The organism is Sulfuricurvum sp. (genome assembly GCF_036279695.1).
In the GTDB taxonomy this organism is placed as follows: domain Bacteria; phylum Campylobacterota; class Campylobacteria; order Campylobacterales; family Sulfurimonadaceae; genus Sulfuricurvum.
In genome coordinates this window covers 47,077-65,510 of record NZ_DASUIQ010000014.1, presented here as the reverse complement: position 1 = coordinate 65,510, position 18,434 = coordinate 47,077, and the positions used below count along the sequence as shown (strand labels likewise).

Genomic DNA, 18,434 nt, shown 5'->3' with positions numbered 1-18,434 from the left:
CTCGTGAGATCGCCGTAAGGGACATCTTCGGCTAGCAGGGCTTCGAGCTCAAAATCGTTTAGGGTGATCATAGCGTCGTTTCCCATCCGATAAATGCCCAGTTGACCATTCGGGGAGGGCGCTTTTGTCCTACAATCACCTCACGGAAATATTGGCGTGCTTTGCTCTGTTGCTCGTCGTCTAATGTGTGGACGCTCCAAATCAGCGATTCGACAAACTCATCCTCCGTATTTGCACGGACGCTTCCCCGACCCGTCTCGATGTAGTCGATACGGGGGAGGTAGCCGTGAGAGTAGAGGATGATCGGGATGTACCAGTAATCGGGTTTGGTTTTGACTTTTTTGCCGATGAAGTCTAGGATATTCATATCGACGAAACTCCCTCCCACTTTGTAGGTGAGGTAGCACGCTTTTGATGCATGAGCGGACATTTTAGTCAGAGCCGCTTCGATGTCGGGAACTTCCATCGAGCGGGAGGCTACGACGATGTCGGCTTGCTCAAGTGTGCTCCAGTCATCCTCCCATCCGATATGATATGTTTTAATATTAGTAACCCCTTCGCGCGCGGCGTAGGCTTTCAGCTCTTCGAGCATTTGGGCGGAGAAGTCGATAGCGATCACCTCTTTGACCCGTTTTGCCAACGGTATGGCGAGGGTTCCCGGTCCGCATCCGATGTCGAGAACCACTTCGTCCCCCGTGATGTTCATACGGGAGATGAAATCGTCCACATAAGGACTGTTGATGACGGACGCCGCCATATCGGCCGATTTTTCATCCCAATCACTGCTCGTTTTTCCTTTGAAATCGGTGGTGGCTTTGTGCTCTCGGTACATGGCGGAAAAATTGATCGGTTCTAAAAACATGGTCTCTCCTAAGTTGTTATTATTATACTGAAATATCGGGGAGATCGACTCCACAGCGGTGATTAAAATTTGTAACGGATATTGCCGAAGACACTGCGTCCCGCTTCAGGATAGCCGTAGTTGTAGTAAAAGTTACGATCGAATACATTGTTGATACCCAAATCGAATGAGACCGCTTTGGTAGCTCTCAAGGTCGCTTTGGTATTCCACACCGAGACACATCCTGTTGAACTATAGAGATTTTTCGTATTGGGCGCGGTTCCGGTCGTTCCCGTAGCGGCATAACGCTCTGAATCATACTCATAGGTATTGAACCATGTCAGGTTTTCGATCGGAGTGTAGGCGACGGTAGCGATGAACTTCTCTTTCGGTACGTCGGTGATTTTTTGGCTCTCATCGACTTCGTTGGTCATTTTCAGGTAGGTGTAGCTCCCCTCAAAGGATAGCGATTCGAATGGGGCATAGACGGTGGAGAGTTCAAACCCTTTTTGGGTTACTTTTCCGACATTTTGGAGTTGTTGCTGTTGAGTGTAGGTTGCTCCGTTTTTGTACCAGAGCGGTATATAAGCGCTTTGGATGTAATCGCTCACATCCGCGTAAAACAAGGCTCCGCTAAACGACGCATTTCCGAGTGATTTGGTTCCGCCCACTTCGTAGTTGATCGTTTTTTCGACATCCAAATCAGGGTTCGGGACAAAGGTATTAAATTTAAACGAGTAGCGGTCTTTGATCGATGGGATACGGCTTTTTCCTGATATACCCCCATACCATGAGAGGGAATCATCGATTTGTCCCTCCAGTTTGATCATAGGATTAAAGGAAGAGGTATCTCCGTGGGTAAACTCTTGGCTCGTTGTGTATCCGGTGGTTGTGTTTTGGCTCACTCCTGCACCGTCATTATAATAATTGGTATTGGGTTTGCCGTACTGGGTATTTTGCGCCGTATCGATCTCTTCGCGGTCATAGCTGGCTCCGACGGTGAGTGAGAGCGCTTTTGAGAAGGTATGGGTATCTTCGATGCCGAATGAGCTGATGGTATCTTTCATCTCATAGACCGCCACTTGGTTAACGCCCCCCTCTTGGTGGTCGTCGATTTTGTAGTGAAGCGCCATTTTGAGGGTATTGTCGGAAGAGAGTTTTACTCCGCTCTCTAGTGATGCCCCTTTGGTGTATTCGTCATACCAGCTAGGGTTACCGACTCCGCCATAGGCAAAGGTGTTGTACAAGCCGTTATTCGTATAGATCGCGAGTGAGTTTTGGAATTTGTCATAAAAGACGCGGCTTTTGAGGTACCAGTTTCCAAAATCGGTTTTGGAGAGGAAATAGAGACTTTGTTTGTCCCAATAGCGCCATTGCCAGAAACCGCGCCCCGACAAGTTCATCGCCTCATCCGGCGGAACCCCTTTGTCGGCATTTTGGCGGATGTAGTTGATGGCGTATTCGTCGGTTGAGTTTGGGGTAAATCCGACTTTTAGATTGAGCTTGTCGTCGGTTGCATAGGCGTTGTTGCGATCGCCGCCGTCTTCATTGATCGTGCGTACAGGGGTGAAATCATCGGAAAGGGGATAGGTATCGCGCTGGGTTTTAGATCCGGATGCCTGTATGTAATAGCTCCCTTGATTGGTTCCGAGGTTGATGTATTCGGTTCGTCCGTTTCCGCTGAAAAATCCTGCTCCGACTTCCCCTTCGAACTCTTTGGTCGGTTTTTTGGTAACGAGATTGATCGCACCCGCAAAGGTATTGGCTCCGAGCAGCGGAGAGGCGAGTCCTTTGGAAACTTCGATTTCGGAGAGATCAAATGTCGTGAAGCGGGAGAAATCAACGTATCCGTCATACGGTACGGCGATAGGGATACCGTCGATAAAGAGCGGGGCGTGTTTAACGTCAAATCCTCGTATCATAATCATCTGCTCATTTCTGGCACCAAAACTTTGGATTGTTGCACCCGGTAGAAGGTTGAGTGCTTCGACGACGGTTTTTCTCTCATGATCTTGCATCTCTTGGGCATCGATAATTGTTGTTGCACTGGATGTATCCGAGGTATTCGTTACATCAACTTTGCCGAGTTCAAAGACCCCTTCCGCACTGTAAAGTGCTGAAGCGGTTGCCAGTGAGAGGAGTAGCAGGTGTTTTTTCATTTCATTTCCTTGTGTTTAAATATAGGGTCGAATCTGGGTATTGAATTGCGATAACATCAACCGATTTTGACCGTGATCGGTGGAAGAGGGTTTGAGGACGAGGTGGACGTGATTGAGCTCCTTTTGGATGGTTTTAATGGTAGCGATGCACTGCTGGGAAGTTCCCAAAATGGCATTGTCAAAAAACTTTTGACCGTTGAAAAACCCTTTGCGCTCGTTTAGCAGCAGTTCGTAGGCTTCGAGATCGAATGTCGGCTGGGTTTGCTCTTCTTGAACGGCGCGCATACACCGAACAAAATGATCGATTGCCGGCAAAACAGCGCGTGATGCCTCTTCGTACGTATCGGCGACATAAAAACCCCGCATGATTACCATTTCGGGCTCATATCCTGCGATGGAGCGATAAAGGTTACGTGCCTCGATACACTCCTCCAAAGAAGCCCCTTGAGACATCATCAACCCATAGCCGTGGCGTGCGGCAAAGGCTATCGTCTCTTCGGAGGAGAAGGTTGCGACGAAAAAGGGGACTCGTGTTTGGATCGGATGAGGTGCGATGGGGATGTTTCGGGTTTGGACGAAATCACCGCTATACTCGGTATCGTTGCCGTGCAACAAGGCGTCGATGGCTTCGACACTCTCGTACATCAGTGCTCTTAGCTCCTCTTTGTTTTGGAGTAAATAGCGGGTATCGGGGGCAAATCCCCCTTTGGCAAATCCCGCATTGATCCGACCGCCTGAGAGATTGTCGAGTACCGCGATACTCTCAGCGAGTCGGACGGGGTGGTAAAAGGGGGCGAGAAACCCTGCGCTCCCCAGTCGGATACATCCGGTACGTCCCGCTGCATAACCGATCATGGCGGCAGGATCAGGAATGACGCTAAAAGCGTTGAAGTGATGTTCTCCGAACCATGCTTCATCAAATCCGAGTTCATCCGCCAACTCAACGAGACGGAGCTGTTCCATAATGCTCTCTTGGATGTTGCCGGAGTAGTTTTCGCTAAGGCAAAATAGTCCTATTTTCATGATGCTTCCTATGTATGTCAAATATGATATAACGATAGTTAAAAAAACGCTTATCCCCGATAGGCAGGGAAAAAGAGCTTCTCAAACCGTCTTCTTTCCTGATCGATCGGGGCGATCAAATCAGGGTAAAAGGCATGAATCAGCCACCGTATCCCCATGAGTCTGGCGAGAGATGGGGGACGGCTGATGTAGTTAAACGGGACATTCGGTACGGTTAGGACATGTCCCGTTTTAACCGCGCGGAGCATTTTCCATTTCGGATTTGTCGCAATAGACTCGACAAACGAGGGTTCCATAGCGATAATCACGTCAGGATCGGCGAGGATGATTTGCTCCATCGACATTTTTTCCATCCCGTAATTAGACATACTCTTACAATGGATAGCATCTTTGGCTCCGGCGTAGGTAAAGGGTTCGAGGTGTCTGGAACCCTCGCACTCGCTGGACATCCCGTCCATCCCCTCGGCAAAGTAGTAGCGGACGTCTTTGCGGGCGTTGACTTTGCTCTGGAGCGACTGGACAAGCCCCAAGGTCTCTTTGGTATAGGCGATAAGCTCACGGGCGCGTTTAGTGTTTCCGGTGAGCCTTCCTAATAGGTCGAATTCGCCTATGAGATCGTTGATCGACTCATTACGCACCATCAGCACGGGGATACCGAGCGTGCTTAGTTGTTTGAGCTGAATGTCTGAGCCTGTGGCATTTCCCCACATGAGGATCACATCGGGTTTTAGTGAGGCTAGGACTTCAAGATTGGGGGTATTTCCTTGACCGAAATATCCTCCTACTACGGGACGCGATGCGGCAACGCCGACGTAGGGTTTTTGGTCGGGTTTAAACGGAAAATTCAGCCCAGCAACGAGAGCGGGATCAAACGCCGTAATTGTGATGGTCTGTGGGGGAGATGGGGAGTAGATTTTTGTGATACGATCCGGGATCGTGACGACTCGTCCAAAATCATCGGTGATGGTACGCGCTTCTATGATATTAGTAAATATCAATAGAAAAATGAGAAGAGATAACGCTCTCATAAGGCTCCTTTGGAAAAAGTGGGGATACACCACGTATTGGTGTTATGGGTGATGAGATCCGCTTCGATACCGTAGACTTCACGGATCATGGTGGAGTTGATGACCTCTTCGGGAAGCCCGTTGGCGATGATTCGACCATCGTTCATCACGACGACACGGCTGGAGACCATGAGGGCGTGATCGGGGTAGTGGGTTGTTTTGAGAAAGGTGTACCCTTGGCGTGCTAAATCATTGATCAGCTCCAGAAGACGGATTTGGTTCCCGTAATCGAGTCCTGAGACCGGCTCATCCATGATAAAGGTATTGACCTCTTGGGTGAGGGCGCGGGCGAGGAGCACCATCTGTTTTTGTCCGCCGCTGAGATGCCCAAACGCACGATCGGCCAAATCGGCGATACCGATGCGTTCAAGCGAAGTGTATGCGGTTGCACGGTCACTTGCCGATGCTGCGGCGAAAAAACCGCTTTTGCTAACCCGTCCCATCATCACCATCTCCAGTACGCTATAGTTGAACGGGACATTGTGGTACTGCGGGATATAGGCGATATGTTTGGCGATCTCGCGGTGGGAGTAGCGATGAATCGTTTTATTCTCCAGCCAAATTTCTCCTTGCGCAGGATGGATGAGTTTGAGGATGAGACGGATTAGGGTACTTTTTCCGCATCCGTTAGGTCCGAGTAGGCTCACCACTTCACCGCGATTGAGTGTAAAATCGATCCCCTCCAAGACAGAACGCTTAGGGTAGGAAAAATGGAGGTCATTGACCGTAATGATAGGATTCAGTTCCATGCTGCCCTCGCGTTTTTAAGTACGATGATAAAGACGGGAATCCCGATCAATGAGGTGAGAATTCCGATAGGGATCTCGACACTCAGTGCCAAACGCGAGATCGTGTCGGCTAAGAGCAAAAAGATCGCCCCCACAACGGCTGAGAGCGGGATGAGGAGACGATGCGAGGGACCGAATGCCATACGGATGATGTGCGGGATGATAAGCCCAACCCAGCCGATCATCCCCGCCATAACGACAGAGAGGGAACTCGCCAGCGTTGCGAGGATAATCGCCGCGAAGCGCACCATAGGAACATTCACCCCCAGCGCTTTCGCCTCTTCATCTCCGAGGCTGAGGAGATCGAAATATTTGGAGAGGGCAATCATCCCCGCTATGCTCAAAAGGATCGGGATGCTTACGAGGAGGACACTGTGCAGATCCGCCATCGTGAGACTTCCCATCAGCCAGTAGACGATGGCGGGGAGGGTGCTGTAAGGGTCGGCAACGTATTTGATGACCGAGAGCAGAGCTGTAAAGAGCGAACTGCTGATGACACCGCCGAGGACGAGCATGATCGTAGAGCGGGAGTTGCTCACCATTCCACCGATCAAAACCGCAACGCCGACGGCGACAAACCCAAACACAAATGCCAATACCTGAACCACATACCATTGTTCTGAGATGAGCATCCCCAGTGCCGCACCGAACGCCGCTCCCGCTAATACCCCCAATATCCCCGGAGAGACGAGAGGATTGACGAACATCGCCTGAAACGCCGCACCTGAGACCGCGAGCGATGCACCGATGAGGATGGCGAGCAATACACGCGGCAGACGGATTTGGAGGATGATGTTATCGAGGAGGGTGTAGGTGTCATTACCAGCACCTCCAAAAAGTTTGAACTCCATATACCCCATAAAGGTAGGTAAATCAATCGGATATTGCCCCCACAGAAGCGATATGATGGTGATGAGGAGAAGGAGCATTAATGCTCCCCCCACGATGGTGAAACTTTTGAGGCTTATCATCTTAGAACTTTAGATTGAGACTGCCGTACACCCCTAACGGAGCTCCGGTTTGATACGTTGAAGCCGTCGTCGATGCGGCTAGTGCATTATCGGCGGCATTGATCGTCGCGATGTATTTCTCATTGGTCAGATTGGTCGCGGTGAGGCGGAAGAGGGCGTTACGTGAACCCATAAACTGACCCATACGGTACGCCATATCGAAATCGACGATGGTAAATGCGTCGACTTTTTGAGTATTGGCGACATCACCCCAACGGCTTGAGGTATAGCGAGCACTCGGAGTAAGCGTCCAATCCCCTAGATGGTACGAGAGGGCGGCTTTTGCCATGTATTTTGGTGCATCGGGGAGCTGTTTTCCATCCGTATCGACCGTAGTAGTCGCGCTACTTTGGAAGTTTTGGGTGAAGTTGTAACGGTTGTAGGAGAGCCCTACCAATAATTCGAGCTGTTCATTGATCGGACCATACGCGGAAAACTCCGCACCGTATCCGAATGCATCCCCGATATTGGCGGGATAATTGACGCCGTAGGTCGGATCGTAGATATTAGCCTGTTTGTTTTGGACGAATGAGACGAACAGATTCGGATTGAGCGTGAGAGCGCCTACGGTTGTTTTTACCCCCACATCGATGTTATCGGAGAGCTCAAGATCGAGCTTGTCCCACAGCTGTTGGAGGGTGACATTTTTGGAAACGAAATTGGCACGATTGGAAACATAGGTTGGGAAAAGATTGACGTCAAATCCATACGTACGGGAATAATCGATATAGAGCGACGTCTGGGGTGAGAGGGTGTATCCCAAATAGAGTGAGGGGATATAGGTGTGAAACGTTTTGGCTTCGACGCTCGCCCATGGATCGAGCGCGGTTGTCGCGATGGCGGTATCATAGTCTGAACTGGTTGCGGCACTGGAATTAGCGGTGTGGCTTTTGAGAGAACCCAGTTTAAACGATTGGTATTGCAACCCTGCAACGTATTTAAAACGATTGATCTCTCCGCTGAGTTGTGCAAACGGTGCTTGCAATACGTGGTAATCGTTATCAGCGAGTACGGCATAGCCGTTAAATACTAGATTACCGCTCGCATTGACCGTGTATTTTTCCTGATCGCTCGGAGGTCCGGGAGGGAGCTGTTTGTGGTACCAGTATCCGATCTTGGTTTTAAGCGCTTCGGAAAATTCATGATCATACGCAGCGGTAGCACCGTAAAGATCATGATCCATTTGCCAGTTTACGACACGGTTAGTTGCGACAGCGGAGCCCAAATTACCGTTGGAGTACCAGTAATCCCCTGTGTCTTTTTTGTAATAGGGTTTGAGAGAGATCGTATCGTTAGCGCTTGGCTTATATTCGACTTCACCCATCAGTGCGGTGGTATCAAAACTTTGTTTATTCCAGTCGTAGTAGTTGACGCTATTCGCCGTAGTCGGTTTTGAGGTTGAGAAATCTTTGTTGAAATTGGCTCCTAGATTACTCGCTTCGGCATAGGAGAGGTTGTAGTAGTTGTGGTGATCGTCGGAGTTGCGTATAGCGGTTATTTTGGCTTTAAACGCATTATTAGGGGTATAGGTAAGCCCTACTGTGCCGTTGAGCCGTTTGAGATCGCCGTTTCCTTTGATTTTGTCGTTACTCAGATGGGAGAATGAGCCGAAGAGTGCTACATCTCCGATCTTACCTGAATCAAATCGGACAAAGGTACGCATAAAATCATCACTGCCGAAGCTTTGAGAAACTTCAGTCCCAGCTTTGGAACGTGCGGAGAGGAGATTCATATCGACTTTGCCGATGAGGCTGGAGAAACCGAGGTTTTTATCGGTTGGGAGATACCCTTTGAGCAGATCGATAGAGCTGACATTCTCCATATCCATGAGCTGTTTACCGCCCCCTGGGTTACTGGAGATCGGCATTCCGTCGATCATGTAGACACCGCCGGGACCGCTTTGGCTTTTGCCCCGAATACGGATCGGATCGTGATAGGACGGCTCATTGGAACCCGCTTGATCGACGGGGGTAAAATTGACCGAAGGGGAGTAGGCGATAACGCTGTAGGGGTTCATATTTGCCTGAGTGGAGAGCGTCGCGATACTTTTAGACCCGAACGTCTGATTAGAACTGCTGAGATTGGAATCAGCGATCATGTTCTCCCCATCATCGATGAGGTCATTGACGACGATACGCTCAATCCCTAACGGATCGGCGGCTAAAACCGCACACGCGGCGAGTGAGAGGATGATGACGGATGGTTTCATGGTTGGACTCCTAGGATATTTTTAGTTTGTTGGTCGTTTAGCTTGACGTGCAGAAACAGCTCATAAAACTCTTTGACGCGCTGGTTTAGATTGATGTTATAGGTTTTAGGGTGGAACACCGAGGCGAGCCACTGGATACCGATGACACGCATAAACGAAGGGGGTCGATCGATCCAGTTGAACGGTTGTACAGGGACGAGATGGATACGACTAGTTTTCACGGCGCGGAGGTTTTTCCACATCGGATCATTGATGAGGTCAAAATAGACACTTTTGTTTTGGACGATGATCACATCGGGGTTATAAGTGAGGAGGGTTTCAAAACTGATTTTCTCCAATCCCAATATCCCGCTTTGCTGGCATTTATGGACATTCTCGCCGCCTGCGAAATTCATCGCTTCGACATGGAACGATTTATCGCATTCGGTTGAAAGCCCGTCTAACCCCTCGGCATAGTAGTAGCGGATCGGTTTTTCTTTGGAAACCCCTTTGTGTACCTCGCTGATGATCTTTTGAGAGTATCGGGCTAACTCTTCGCCCCGTTTACCCTCTCCGATGGCATTGCCCGCGAGACGAAAGGCACGGGGCATATCGTTGATCTCCCGAAACGGGATCTCTAATGTCGGGATTTTAGTCTTTTCGATCTCTTTTGCGACCGTCTGAACGAGCATATCGTCCTGCCACACGAGGACGAGTTGCGGTTTATATGCCATCAGCGTTTCGAGGTTGATGTTTTGCCCCCCGCCGTGAAACGAACCGATTACCGGAAGCGAGAGAAACTTCTTGTTCAAAAAAAGCTCATCAGCGCTGTTGTTTGGATTTTTAGCTTTGAAGTTTAGCCCGACCATTTTCTCTGGATTAAGGGTGTAGAGGAGGTAGTTCATCGGCGGGGATGAACCAAAAACCCGATTCGTGACATCGGGCAATGACACTTTCTTACCGTCGATGTCGTTTAGTATTTTGGCATTCAGCGTTAGCGCTATAGCCGATAGGAGAAGCAAACGTAGGAGGGTATTCATCTGGGTTCCTTTAGGATTTGTGTAAATTAAACGCGATAGGGATACTCAATTCAAAGGTCTTACCCAACGAGGGGTAATCACCGCTGAGGCTGAGAATCGTTTGTATCGCTCTATTATCGAGCACGTTGCTTCCGCTGGTGCTTTTAACTTGTGCGGTATCAACCGTACCGTCGGGTTTGAGGGTGAATGTGACCAATACCACCCCCTCTAGTCGCAATTTCCGAGCGATAGAGGGGTAGGTGATGGCGTTTTCGATCATAGCTCTGATATGTCCCAATGCCGCTCCGCCGATTTGGTTGTCTGAGTTTCTTGGTAATTCGTGTTCAGGAGTGGAAGGTGTTAAATGAGGAGAATCATTTAGCGTACTTGATGGCGGAAGTGAAGACGCAACATGGGGCATGGCTAGAGGCGCGGACGCCTCAGGAGACACCGACGGTTGTTTCATCGGTGTCATCTGAGAGGTCGTAGTGACATTCGGTACAGACTTTTGTGGTTGGGTGATGCTTTGGTGATGTTCTTTGGGTTGCGGCATCGCTTCCATTTTGTGAATATCCCCCGAGGTCGAGGTGAACTCAGCCAATGAGATCGTGATCTTATCATCCGATTTAGGAAGAGGGATCGGATGGGTACTCATGAACATCGCTATGCTGGCAAAAAGTGCCGCATGAACGCCGAACGAGGCGGCAAACGATTTGGTTTTTAATAAGGAATTATTATGTTGTATCTTTTCTGATATAACGATAGGATTAAAAAAAATCATACGTTTCCCCAAATAGTTGAGTAGGGGTGGCGTTCGATCGGTGCAACGGTGGTTCGGCGGTTAATCATCCGAATAGAGAGCGGTTCGATCCAGTTCCAAAACTCTTCGATACAACCGCTCGGCATCCCTAAATCATTGATCGTTTTTTTGTACATCATGAGCCAAATTTCGCGGCCTTTTTCATCGACGGTGATATGGAAATGGCGCATTCGCAGAGCAGGGTGTCCGTGAACGGGGGTATAGACTTTTTCCCCTCCGAGTGCTTCGACGAAAAAATCGGCGGTCTTTTCGGTTGCAAAGGTAAACATGGCATCATCTGCGGGGAAGAGATTACCGATAGCACTTTTGCGGAGGAGTCCGTGATGATAGCGCACCATGTTGCGAATGTTCTCTTCGCCCCATTGTTGATAGAGGATGATCGTGGGAAACGGTACTTCGGGATAGACAAAATCGATTTTCGCTTCTGCCGTATGGGGTGTCATACTGGCTGGCTCGAACGGTTTGGTTCCGCAGGCACTGAATTGTGATACCGGCTTGCCCTCAGAGGTGATGAATGTCATGTATTATCCTTTATAGAATGATTAAAATATCAGGGGAGACGACAGGCAATTTGAATAACCGCAGACAAACACTCCTGTCGCCTCGTCTGATACTTCATTTTGGCGAGAAAGGAATAGAATCCCTTTCTCTACGCTAGCCGCTTGGGCTACTAAAGCTTGCCTCATTTGAGGCAGATTGTTTTGGTTTTAAAAAAAGTAATTGGCTTCTAAACGCATTTCACGGTTAGAGGTTTCTTTGGCATACAAAGCTGTTTTATCATTGTCTTGATTCATGAGACGCACTTTAAACTCTGTCCCTTTCCAGCTTCCGGAAAGTTTATACATAACATCCAAGTTCGTTTGGTGCGTATCGCCGTTTTGGTATGCACGATCCGTCATACTTTGGTACGGTTTTTTACTCGGATCACGGTCATAATACGCATAGCTGAGGACTGAGCTAAGCCCCGACACCAATCCATTGAAATCGTAATCCAACTGCCCTTTGTATGCACGTGTATTCGCATTCCAATCGGTTTGGGTCATTGAACGGGTATACCCATCAGTCGGAAATCCGCGCCACGGAGCGATCAAGTCTCCATCACTCGAAGTATGCGATGTCGCCAAAGTCAATTTAGCCGCACCGTAGCTAACTGCAGTGCGTAATGCAAATAATGAAGTATCGACACTTTGGTCACCGTCATAGTTGTTGGTTTTAGGAAGAATAATAGCTCCCGCCCCTTTATCATTTTGTTTGATGTATCGTCCGCCGAAACTGACAATAGCATCACCGGCTTCTAAAGCGTAGTTGGCTTCCAAAATTCCCTCATCGACGAGATCCGCCCAATGCATAACCCACGCTTGAAGTTCAAGACTATCAATCGATTTGTTTTTAATCCCGACACTCAACACATCCGGCGCATCTCCATGTTGTCCTTGGGCTGTTCCATAATGAGTCGTATAGTATGCCGCGATTTTATCGGGAGTATCTCCCGTATCGGCCATATTGGCGAAGTAGGTCATCCCGCGCTCTTTGATTTTATCGGCATAGTCGATTTGAATCGTTGTGTTGGGAACATCATTCGATAGTGCTTCAAACCCTTCGATTGCGATCGGAATCATTTTGGTATCATTCGGACTGATCCACGGATTGCTCATCAGCATACGTCCCGCTTTGAGTTTGGTTTTAGCAATGTCGTATTGGAGATACGCTTGTGCCAAAACGGCGTAACCTTTGCCGTATGCTGTAGATACAGGAGCACTGGTTGGGCGTGAAATATCGCGCGAAAACAAATCTTTACTGGTTGTTGCACCTGCTCCGTCACTCACTTCTGTCCATCCGCCCGGATTTTGGGTTGTATAGAGACCTGCGGCGGCACTAAAACCATACAAAGAAGCCGTTTTATAGTTCAAACTGCCCCCTATAGCCATACCGATAGCATCGGTTGCCCCTTTACCTGTCGCAGCGCTGTTATTATCCCAATCCGTTGCGAAATATTGCGCACGAAGGCGCCCGTCGAGTTTTCCTTCTTTAAAAGCCGATGCTAAATCATCTGCTGCGCTAGCGAATACCGCAGTCCCCAAAAGTAGTGCCGTAGCAAAGCTAAGTTTTGTCATCGTGTCTCCTTATTTTTTAGCAGGCAAGCCATATCCGCTTGCTTTTAAGATGGCGATTGCTTTAGGTGAAGACATATATCGGAGGAATTTTTTTGCCGCGATCTGATTTTCCGGAGAGCCGTTTTTGAGCCCCACCATCGCTTGATCGATGGTGTTGTAGGCTTTATCGTCCACTTCAACCCATTTTCCGACGTTTTTCATATCGGGGGCGAGGACGATTGATTTTGCCATAAACCCGACATCGACCGCTTTGGTCGTCACATACGCACCCACTTGGGAGATCGATTCGGCGGTGATGATTTTAGGAGTAGCCGCATCGGCAACTTTATAGTATTTCATAGCGTTCATCGCTTCGATACCGTATGGGGCTGTTTTAGGATTGGCTACCGCAATCTTTTTGACATTTGGATCGGCGACAACGGCTACCCCTTTAGAGAGATCGGCACCCGTGTCACTCCAGAGTACGAGTGAACCGTAGGCATACACTTGAGATGGTGTTGTAGTGAAACCACCTTGCGCCAATTTGGCGGGATACTCGACATCGGCGGAGAGAAACGCATCATACGGCGCACCGCTCATGATTTGTTGCGTCAGTTTCCCTGATGCTCCGGTGATGATTTTTACGTCAATCCCGCTCTCTTTGGAAAACTCTTTGGCAATGTCGGTCAATGCATATTTGAGGTTGGCGGCCGCAGCTACGGTAATGGTTTGGGCAGCAAGCGCAGAGGCAAATGCCAACGATGTCAGAACGATTTTGAGTAATTTCATCTCAACTCCTTAGTATCTATTTTGATATAACGATCTTCAAAACGGTTATTTGCAAAAACGGTTCGCGGAAAAATGCGACATTTTCGTTATGTTTTGTAGGATATAACGAAATTATAGAGAAAAAGGCTTAAAGTTTCTAGGAGAGTGATAAAAAAGTGTTATAGACCGATAATAATATGTTTCGGAGAGATGAGGGCGTAGGCGTTCATCCCCTCAGAGAGTTTCTTTGTGTCTTTGGGATTCATGAGGGCGATCAGTTCGGTAAATAGATCAAGCGCGAAGGTGATTTCATCCGTTTCATCTTGGGACTCGATACGATTGATCGTCCCTTTGAGTGCGTTCATCGCCTCATCGCTTTTAGGAGGGGTGGTTACGATAGTGACATCGCTCGATTTGATGATGGCGTAGAGATCGCATCCGATAGTGAGTCCCATATTTCGGATCGATTTGAGGGTGATGATCGACTGGATCGTATGACTCCCCGTTAGGGAGAGGGTGAGGAGACCGTTAAGACCCCGCTCCTCGATAGAGAGGAGGGTAGCGGGGAGCTGATTGCGCGCACTGGTGGTGAGAAAGGTGCGGCTGAGGATACGGGCAAGTCGCTCAGGATCGTGTCCCGCTTCGGCAAAACGGTCGATAAACTGGCGATGCAGTTCGTTAAATCGGTGAAAGGTTGCGATGAGTTCGCGCGCATACGGGGTGAGTTTCGTTCCTCCGCCCCCTTTGCCACCTGTGAGGCGATCGATGAGCGGTTGATCGGCGAGGGCATTCATCCCGTTGATTCGCTCCCATGCCGCCTTGTAGCTCATTTTCATCTCTTTGGCGGCGGCATTGATCGATCCCGTTTTATCGATTCGCTCCAGCAGCTCGATTCGTCCGGCACCCAAAAAGCTTTGCCCTTCTTTGGTGAGCCAAAAACGTCCGTCGATTTTCATTAGAGGGAGAAACTGCGCGTCATGGCAGATTTGATTTGATCGATAGGATATTTACCGTGCAAAAAGAGGTGGTTGGCGAGAACCCCTTGCTCCAAGAGCATATCCGAGCCGTCTTTATAGGGGAGACCGCTGATTTTCACTTCGCGCAAATAGGGCGTCTCTTTTCCGTAGATGACATCGATAGCCCCCTTCGCTTGCTCCAATAACTCCATTAGTAGAGGGCGCGGGACAGGTAGCTCATTATCGCTGAGCCCCGCCGAAGTGGTGTTGATGATGAGATCGTAGGGCTTAACGGTAAAATCATCCCACTCAAAACACTCGAACCCTTCGCACAAAAAGTAATCCAACCGCCCCCGCGAACGGTTCAAAATTGTCGGGGTGATCTCTCCGTGGCGTAATGCGATGGAGAGGGCGCGAGCAGTTCCTCCCGCACCGAGGATGAGAGCATTATGAATCTCTCCAAAGGATTGGATAGCGGACATAAAACCGTCCGCATCGGTGTTATAGCCGATCAGTTTCCCTTTTTCTAAAACGAGGGTATTGACCGCTTTGATCTCTTTGGCGACACCGCGAACTTCATCGCACTGAGCGTAGGCGGCTTCTTTATGCGGGACGGTGATATTAGCCCCTGAGAGTGCTTTGGCGAAAAAAACGTCGCGAAGCCGTGAACCGTCACTCAGATGGGTGCGGCTGTAGCACGCTTTGATATTGAGGGATTTGAAGACATAGTTGTGCATCAGCGGCGAGCGTGAATGACTTACAGGATCGCCGAAGATACTAAAAATTTTCATTTCGGAGAGACCAGATCATCCAGTGTACTCATGAGTGCACCGAGTTTGTTGGTCACTTCGAGGTATTCGAGTTCATGCACCGAGTCGGCGACGACTCCCGCCCCTGCTTGGAGGACAACACTCTCTGGTTTGATGAGGGCGGTACGGATCGTGATCGCGCTGTCCATGTTCCCATCAAAGCCGAAATAGCCGATGGTACCGCTGTAGAAGCCCCGTTTGACCCCCTCGAACTGTGCAATCAGATCCATCGCTCGGATTTTCGGAGCACCCGTCATCGTTCCGGCAGTAAAGGTAGCGGCGAGGAGATCGAACATATCCTTATCCTCGGCGATTTGGGCGTGGACATCGGAGACGATATGCATAACGTGCGAATAGCGCTCGACGTGCATCATCTCTTCGACTTTCACCGTTCCCGTTTTGGCAACCCGTCCGACATCGTTGCGTCCCAAATCGATCAGCATCAAATGCTCGGAAAGCTCTTTTGGATCGGAGAGGAGTTCCTCTTCGAGTTCCAAGTCCCGTTTTTTGGTACCGCCGCGTTTACGGGTTCCCGCAATCGGGCGCAGAAGAATATCACCGTCTGTGAGCCGAACCATAACCTCAGGGGAACTTCCGACGATACTAAAATCCTCATACTCCATCAAATACATATACGGAGAGGGGTTTTTCAGTCTCAAAATACGGTAAAAACTGAACGGATCAACCTTCGCATGGCGGATGTAGCGGTTGGTCATCAAGATTTGAAACACGTCACCGCTGAGGATCATTTTTTTCGACTCGTCCACCATCGAGAAAAATTTCTCTTTGCTAAAGATAAACTCTCCCCCTTTGTCGGCTTCAATCGGTTTGAGCGGTGTATAGGTATAGGGAGATTTCAGAACACGCTCGATCTCTTCGAAACGGCCGATCATGGACTCAACTGAGCTGAGCATGGTGATGGTTGCAGTTTTATGGGAGACGACGAGGGTGAGTTTCGGGAGGATCAAATCCATATCGGGGATGTTGGTCTGATCCACGAGGTTCCCCATAGATTCTTCGAGAACATGTTCGAAAACCTGCACCATATCGTATCCGATATAGCCGATAAAGCCGTCGATATAGCCCACTTTGAGCTCACGAGCACGTTCGCGGTACGCTTTTTGATCGAGAGCGGCGTAGTACTCTTTTAAAAAGGCAAACGGCGAAACACTTAGCTGTTCTTTATGGGCATTTGCATTGATGTACGTGGTGATTTTGTCGTTGTAGATGAGCCGCTCACGTGCACCGATAACGATGATGGTGTAATTGCCATCACTGTTTCCGGCACTTTCGAATAGAAAACTGACTTCGTGAGGGAAAAGGCTTTTGGCCTTTTCGTAGACGGCTATGGGGGCGAATTGATCGAGAGAAAAATGGCGCGATGAGATCACGTTACCCCTTTGTTATGTATGCGCCGGCTTCGATATTGCGTTTGACATTTCCAATAACATCACGTGCCGCTTTTTCGCCTTGGAACGGTCCGACCATCACTTTGGTCGCCGCTCCGGCAGGGACGGTGGTGTATTTAAGACCGCTGGCATTGAGCCGATCGAAGAGCGCCTTACTCGGCTCTTTGGTGAACGAACCGACTTGGATGTAATAGGTTCCGCTTGTATCGGCAGCTTTTGGAGCGGCTTTAGGGGTTGTATCCGCAGCCGCAGGTTTAGCTGTTGTTTCGCTCGAAGCTTTTTCAGTCGGTTTTGGGGCACTATCTACGGCAGGTTTCGGTGCGGTAGCAGCTGCTTTTTTAGGTTCAGCCGCTTTTTTTGTTTCTGCGGGTTTGGTTGATTTGATCGTAGGGGTATTGACGACCGGTTTTTCTACTTTCGGGGCAGTTTGAACGACCGGTTTCGGCGTGATTTTAGCCGGAGCCGGAGTTGTTGCTACCGGTGCAGAGACAGGTTTAGCTTGTTGAACAACCGGTGCAGGAGTATTTTGAACAACGGTTTCACTCGCAGGAGCGTTTTGCATGGACTCTTGTTTGATTTTTTGTGCGATTTTTCCCAAATCTTGCGGTTCAGTCGGTGTTGCGGCTGTTGTGTTTGAACCTTCTTGGATTACGTCGACCGGCTCGAATAACGGATCGTCAACAATTTCCGTAGGGGCAGAAGGGGCTGGCGGAACTACAGCTACAGGAGGCTGTGCATCGGTTTGGGTTTTGAGTGAGTTCATGATCACTAAAACGATGATGAGTATAAGAGTTAAGGCTGCAATCGCCAACAACAATTTCTTGCTATTGGAGTTGGATCCGCCTTTACTTAAAATGATGTCATTGAGTTCGTTTTTTTCTTCCATGGAAGTACCGTTCCTTATGCGTAGTGATAGTTTTATCGAGTGTTACATATGCTTCGACCACGAAGCTCCACGCTCTTTTGCGTACACTTCGTAGGGAAGGTTGAGAATATTATATTCCGGCGGTAGCTCATCCGTTGGAAACATTCTCCACTGTTTCGGTTGTTTTGCCGCCAATTTCATCGAAAGCATTTTACCCAATTGTACCGCTTCTTGGAAAGTGGTATGCCCTTTATGGATATAAACGTGCAAATGCCCCGGTGTTTTGGTTTCAAATGCGGTGAAATTGATGAATCCCTCTTCTCTAAGCAATAATTGTGCCTTATGATAAAACCGCTGAGTATCGGTACCGTTATAATCGATAATGATATTTTCTACTTTATCAAATTTATTGATCAGGGAGTGGGCAACCGTGATCTGTTTTTTGAGATGCTGATCGATAATCGCCTGAGTAAGGGTTTTATCAATACGTTCGTATTTGTTGAAAAAAGTACGCCCTTTGAAATCGATTTTATTGACAACATTATCATGTTTCAGCCAGTAATGATCTGTCAGCATTTTAATGAGTTTAATATCCATTGATGTCATGGGCGATACCTTT

At 48.9% G+C, this 18,434-nt stretch carries 17 protein-coding genes; all 17 read right to left on the bottom strand.

Features of this window, described 5'->3' with window-relative positions; all coding sequences use genetic code 11:
• Positions 1–67: 67 nt before the first annotated feature.
• Entirely contained in the window at positions 68–862 is a 795-nt protein-coding gene (locus VFW36_RS02195) for a class I SAM-dependent methyltransferase (RefSeq protein ID WP_329657189.1), read from the bottom strand.
• A gap of 62 nt (positions 863–924) precedes the next feature.
• On the bottom strand, positions 925–3,000 hold the full coding sequence (locus VFW36_RS02190; protein WP_329657188.1) for a TonB-dependent receptor: 2,076 nt from the start codon (positions 2,998–3,000) through the stop codon (positions 925–927).
• Positions 3,001–3,015: 15 nt separating this feature from the next.
• Positions 3,016–4,023, bottom strand: coding sequence for an LLM class flavin-dependent oxidoreductase (locus VFW36_RS02185; protein WP_329657187.1), 1,008 nt, complete (start codon positions 4,021–4,023; stop codon positions 3,016–3,018).
• Positions 4,024–4,073: 50 nt separating this feature from the next.
• A complete protein-coding gene (locus VFW36_RS02180) occupies positions 4,074–5,051 on the bottom strand; it encodes an ABC transporter substrate-binding protein (protein ID WP_329657186.1) in 978 nt (325 codons plus the stop codon).
• Entirely contained in the window at positions 5,048–5,839 is a 792-nt protein-coding gene (locus tag VFW36_RS02175) for an ABC transporter ATP-binding protein (protein WP_329657185.1), read from the bottom strand. Before VFW36_RS02175 ends, VFW36_RS02180 begins: the two co-directional genes overlap by 4 nt.
• Positions 5,830–6,849 (bottom strand): iron ABC transporter permease, encoded by a 1,020-nt coding sequence (locus VFW36_RS02170; RefSeq protein ID WP_329657184.1) that lies wholly within the window; start codon positions 6,847–6,849, stop codon positions 5,830–5,832. The genes VFW36_RS02175 and VFW36_RS02170 overlap by 10 nt, the downstream gene beginning before the upstream one ends.
• Before the next feature lies 1 nt (position 6,850).
• Complete coding sequence (locus tag VFW36_RS02165) at positions 6,851–9,097, bottom strand: TonB-dependent receptor (protein ID WP_329657183.1); 2,247 nt, start codon at positions 9,095–9,097, stop codon at positions 6,851–6,853.
• On the bottom strand, positions 9,094–10,116 hold the full coding sequence (locus tag VFW36_RS02160) for an ABC transporter substrate-binding protein (protein WP_329657182.1): 1,023 nt from the start codon (positions 10,114–10,116) through the stop codon (positions 9,094–9,096). The genes VFW36_RS02165 and VFW36_RS02160 overlap by 4 nt, the downstream gene beginning before the upstream one ends.
• A 10-nt stretch (positions 10,117–10,126) precedes the next feature.
• Complete coding sequence (locus VFW36_RS02155) at positions 10,127–10,876, bottom strand: energy transducer TonB (RefSeq protein WP_329657181.1); 750 nt, start codon at positions 10,874–10,876, stop codon at positions 10,127–10,129.
• The gene (locus VFW36_RS02150; protein WP_329657180.1) at positions 10,873–11,436 is read right to left on the bottom strand and encodes a globin; all 564 of its coding nucleotides are present in this window, start codon (positions 11,434–11,436) and stop codon (positions 10,873–10,875) included. Before VFW36_RS02150 ends, VFW36_RS02155 begins: the two co-directional genes overlap by 4 nt.
• Positions 11,437–11,622: 186 nt before the next feature.
• On the bottom strand, positions 11,623–13,029 hold the full coding sequence (locus VFW36_RS02145) for an OprD family outer membrane porin (protein WP_329657179.1): 1,407 nt from the start codon (positions 13,027–13,029) through the stop codon (positions 11,623–11,625).
• Positions 13,030–13,038: 9 nt separating this feature from the next.
• On the bottom strand, positions 13,039–13,797 hold the full coding sequence (gene modA / locus VFW36_RS02140; RefSeq protein ID WP_329657178.1) for a molybdate ABC transporter substrate-binding protein: 759 nt from the start codon (positions 13,795–13,797) through the stop codon (positions 13,039–13,041).
• Between the two features lie 158 nt (positions 13,798–13,955).
• Positions 13,956–14,732: a TOBE domain-containing protein gene (locus VFW36_RS02135; RefSeq protein WP_329657177.1), complete on the bottom strand. Its 777-nt coding sequence runs from the start codon at positions 14,730–14,732 to the stop codon at positions 13,956–13,958.
• Positions 14,732–15,523: a shikimate dehydrogenase gene (locus tag VFW36_RS02130; protein ID WP_329657176.1), complete on the bottom strand. Its 792-nt coding sequence runs from the start codon at positions 15,521–15,523 to the stop codon at positions 14,732–14,734. The genes VFW36_RS02135 and VFW36_RS02130 overlap by 1 nt, the downstream gene beginning before the upstream one ends.
• On the bottom strand, positions 15,520–16,932 hold the full coding sequence (locus VFW36_RS02125) for an anthranilate synthase component I family protein (RefSeq protein WP_329657175.1): 1,413 nt from the start codon (positions 16,930–16,932) through the stop codon (positions 15,520–15,522). Before VFW36_RS02125 ends, VFW36_RS02130 begins: the two co-directional genes overlap by 4 nt.
• A 1-nt stretch (position 16,933) precedes the next feature.
• Positions 16,934–17,836 carry an SPOR domain-containing protein gene (locus VFW36_RS02120; RefSeq protein ID WP_329657174.1) on the bottom strand — a complete coding sequence of 301 codons (903 nt, stop codon included), beginning with the start codon at positions 17,834–17,836 and terminating at the stop codon, positions 16,934–16,936.
• 42 nt (positions 17,837–17,878) lie between these two features.
• Positions 17,879–18,421, bottom strand: coding sequence for a DUF1882 domain-containing protein (locus VFW36_RS02115; protein WP_329657173.1), 543 nt, complete (start codon positions 18,419–18,421; stop codon positions 17,879–17,881).
• Between the last annotated feature and the right edge of the window lie 13 nt (positions 18,422–18,434).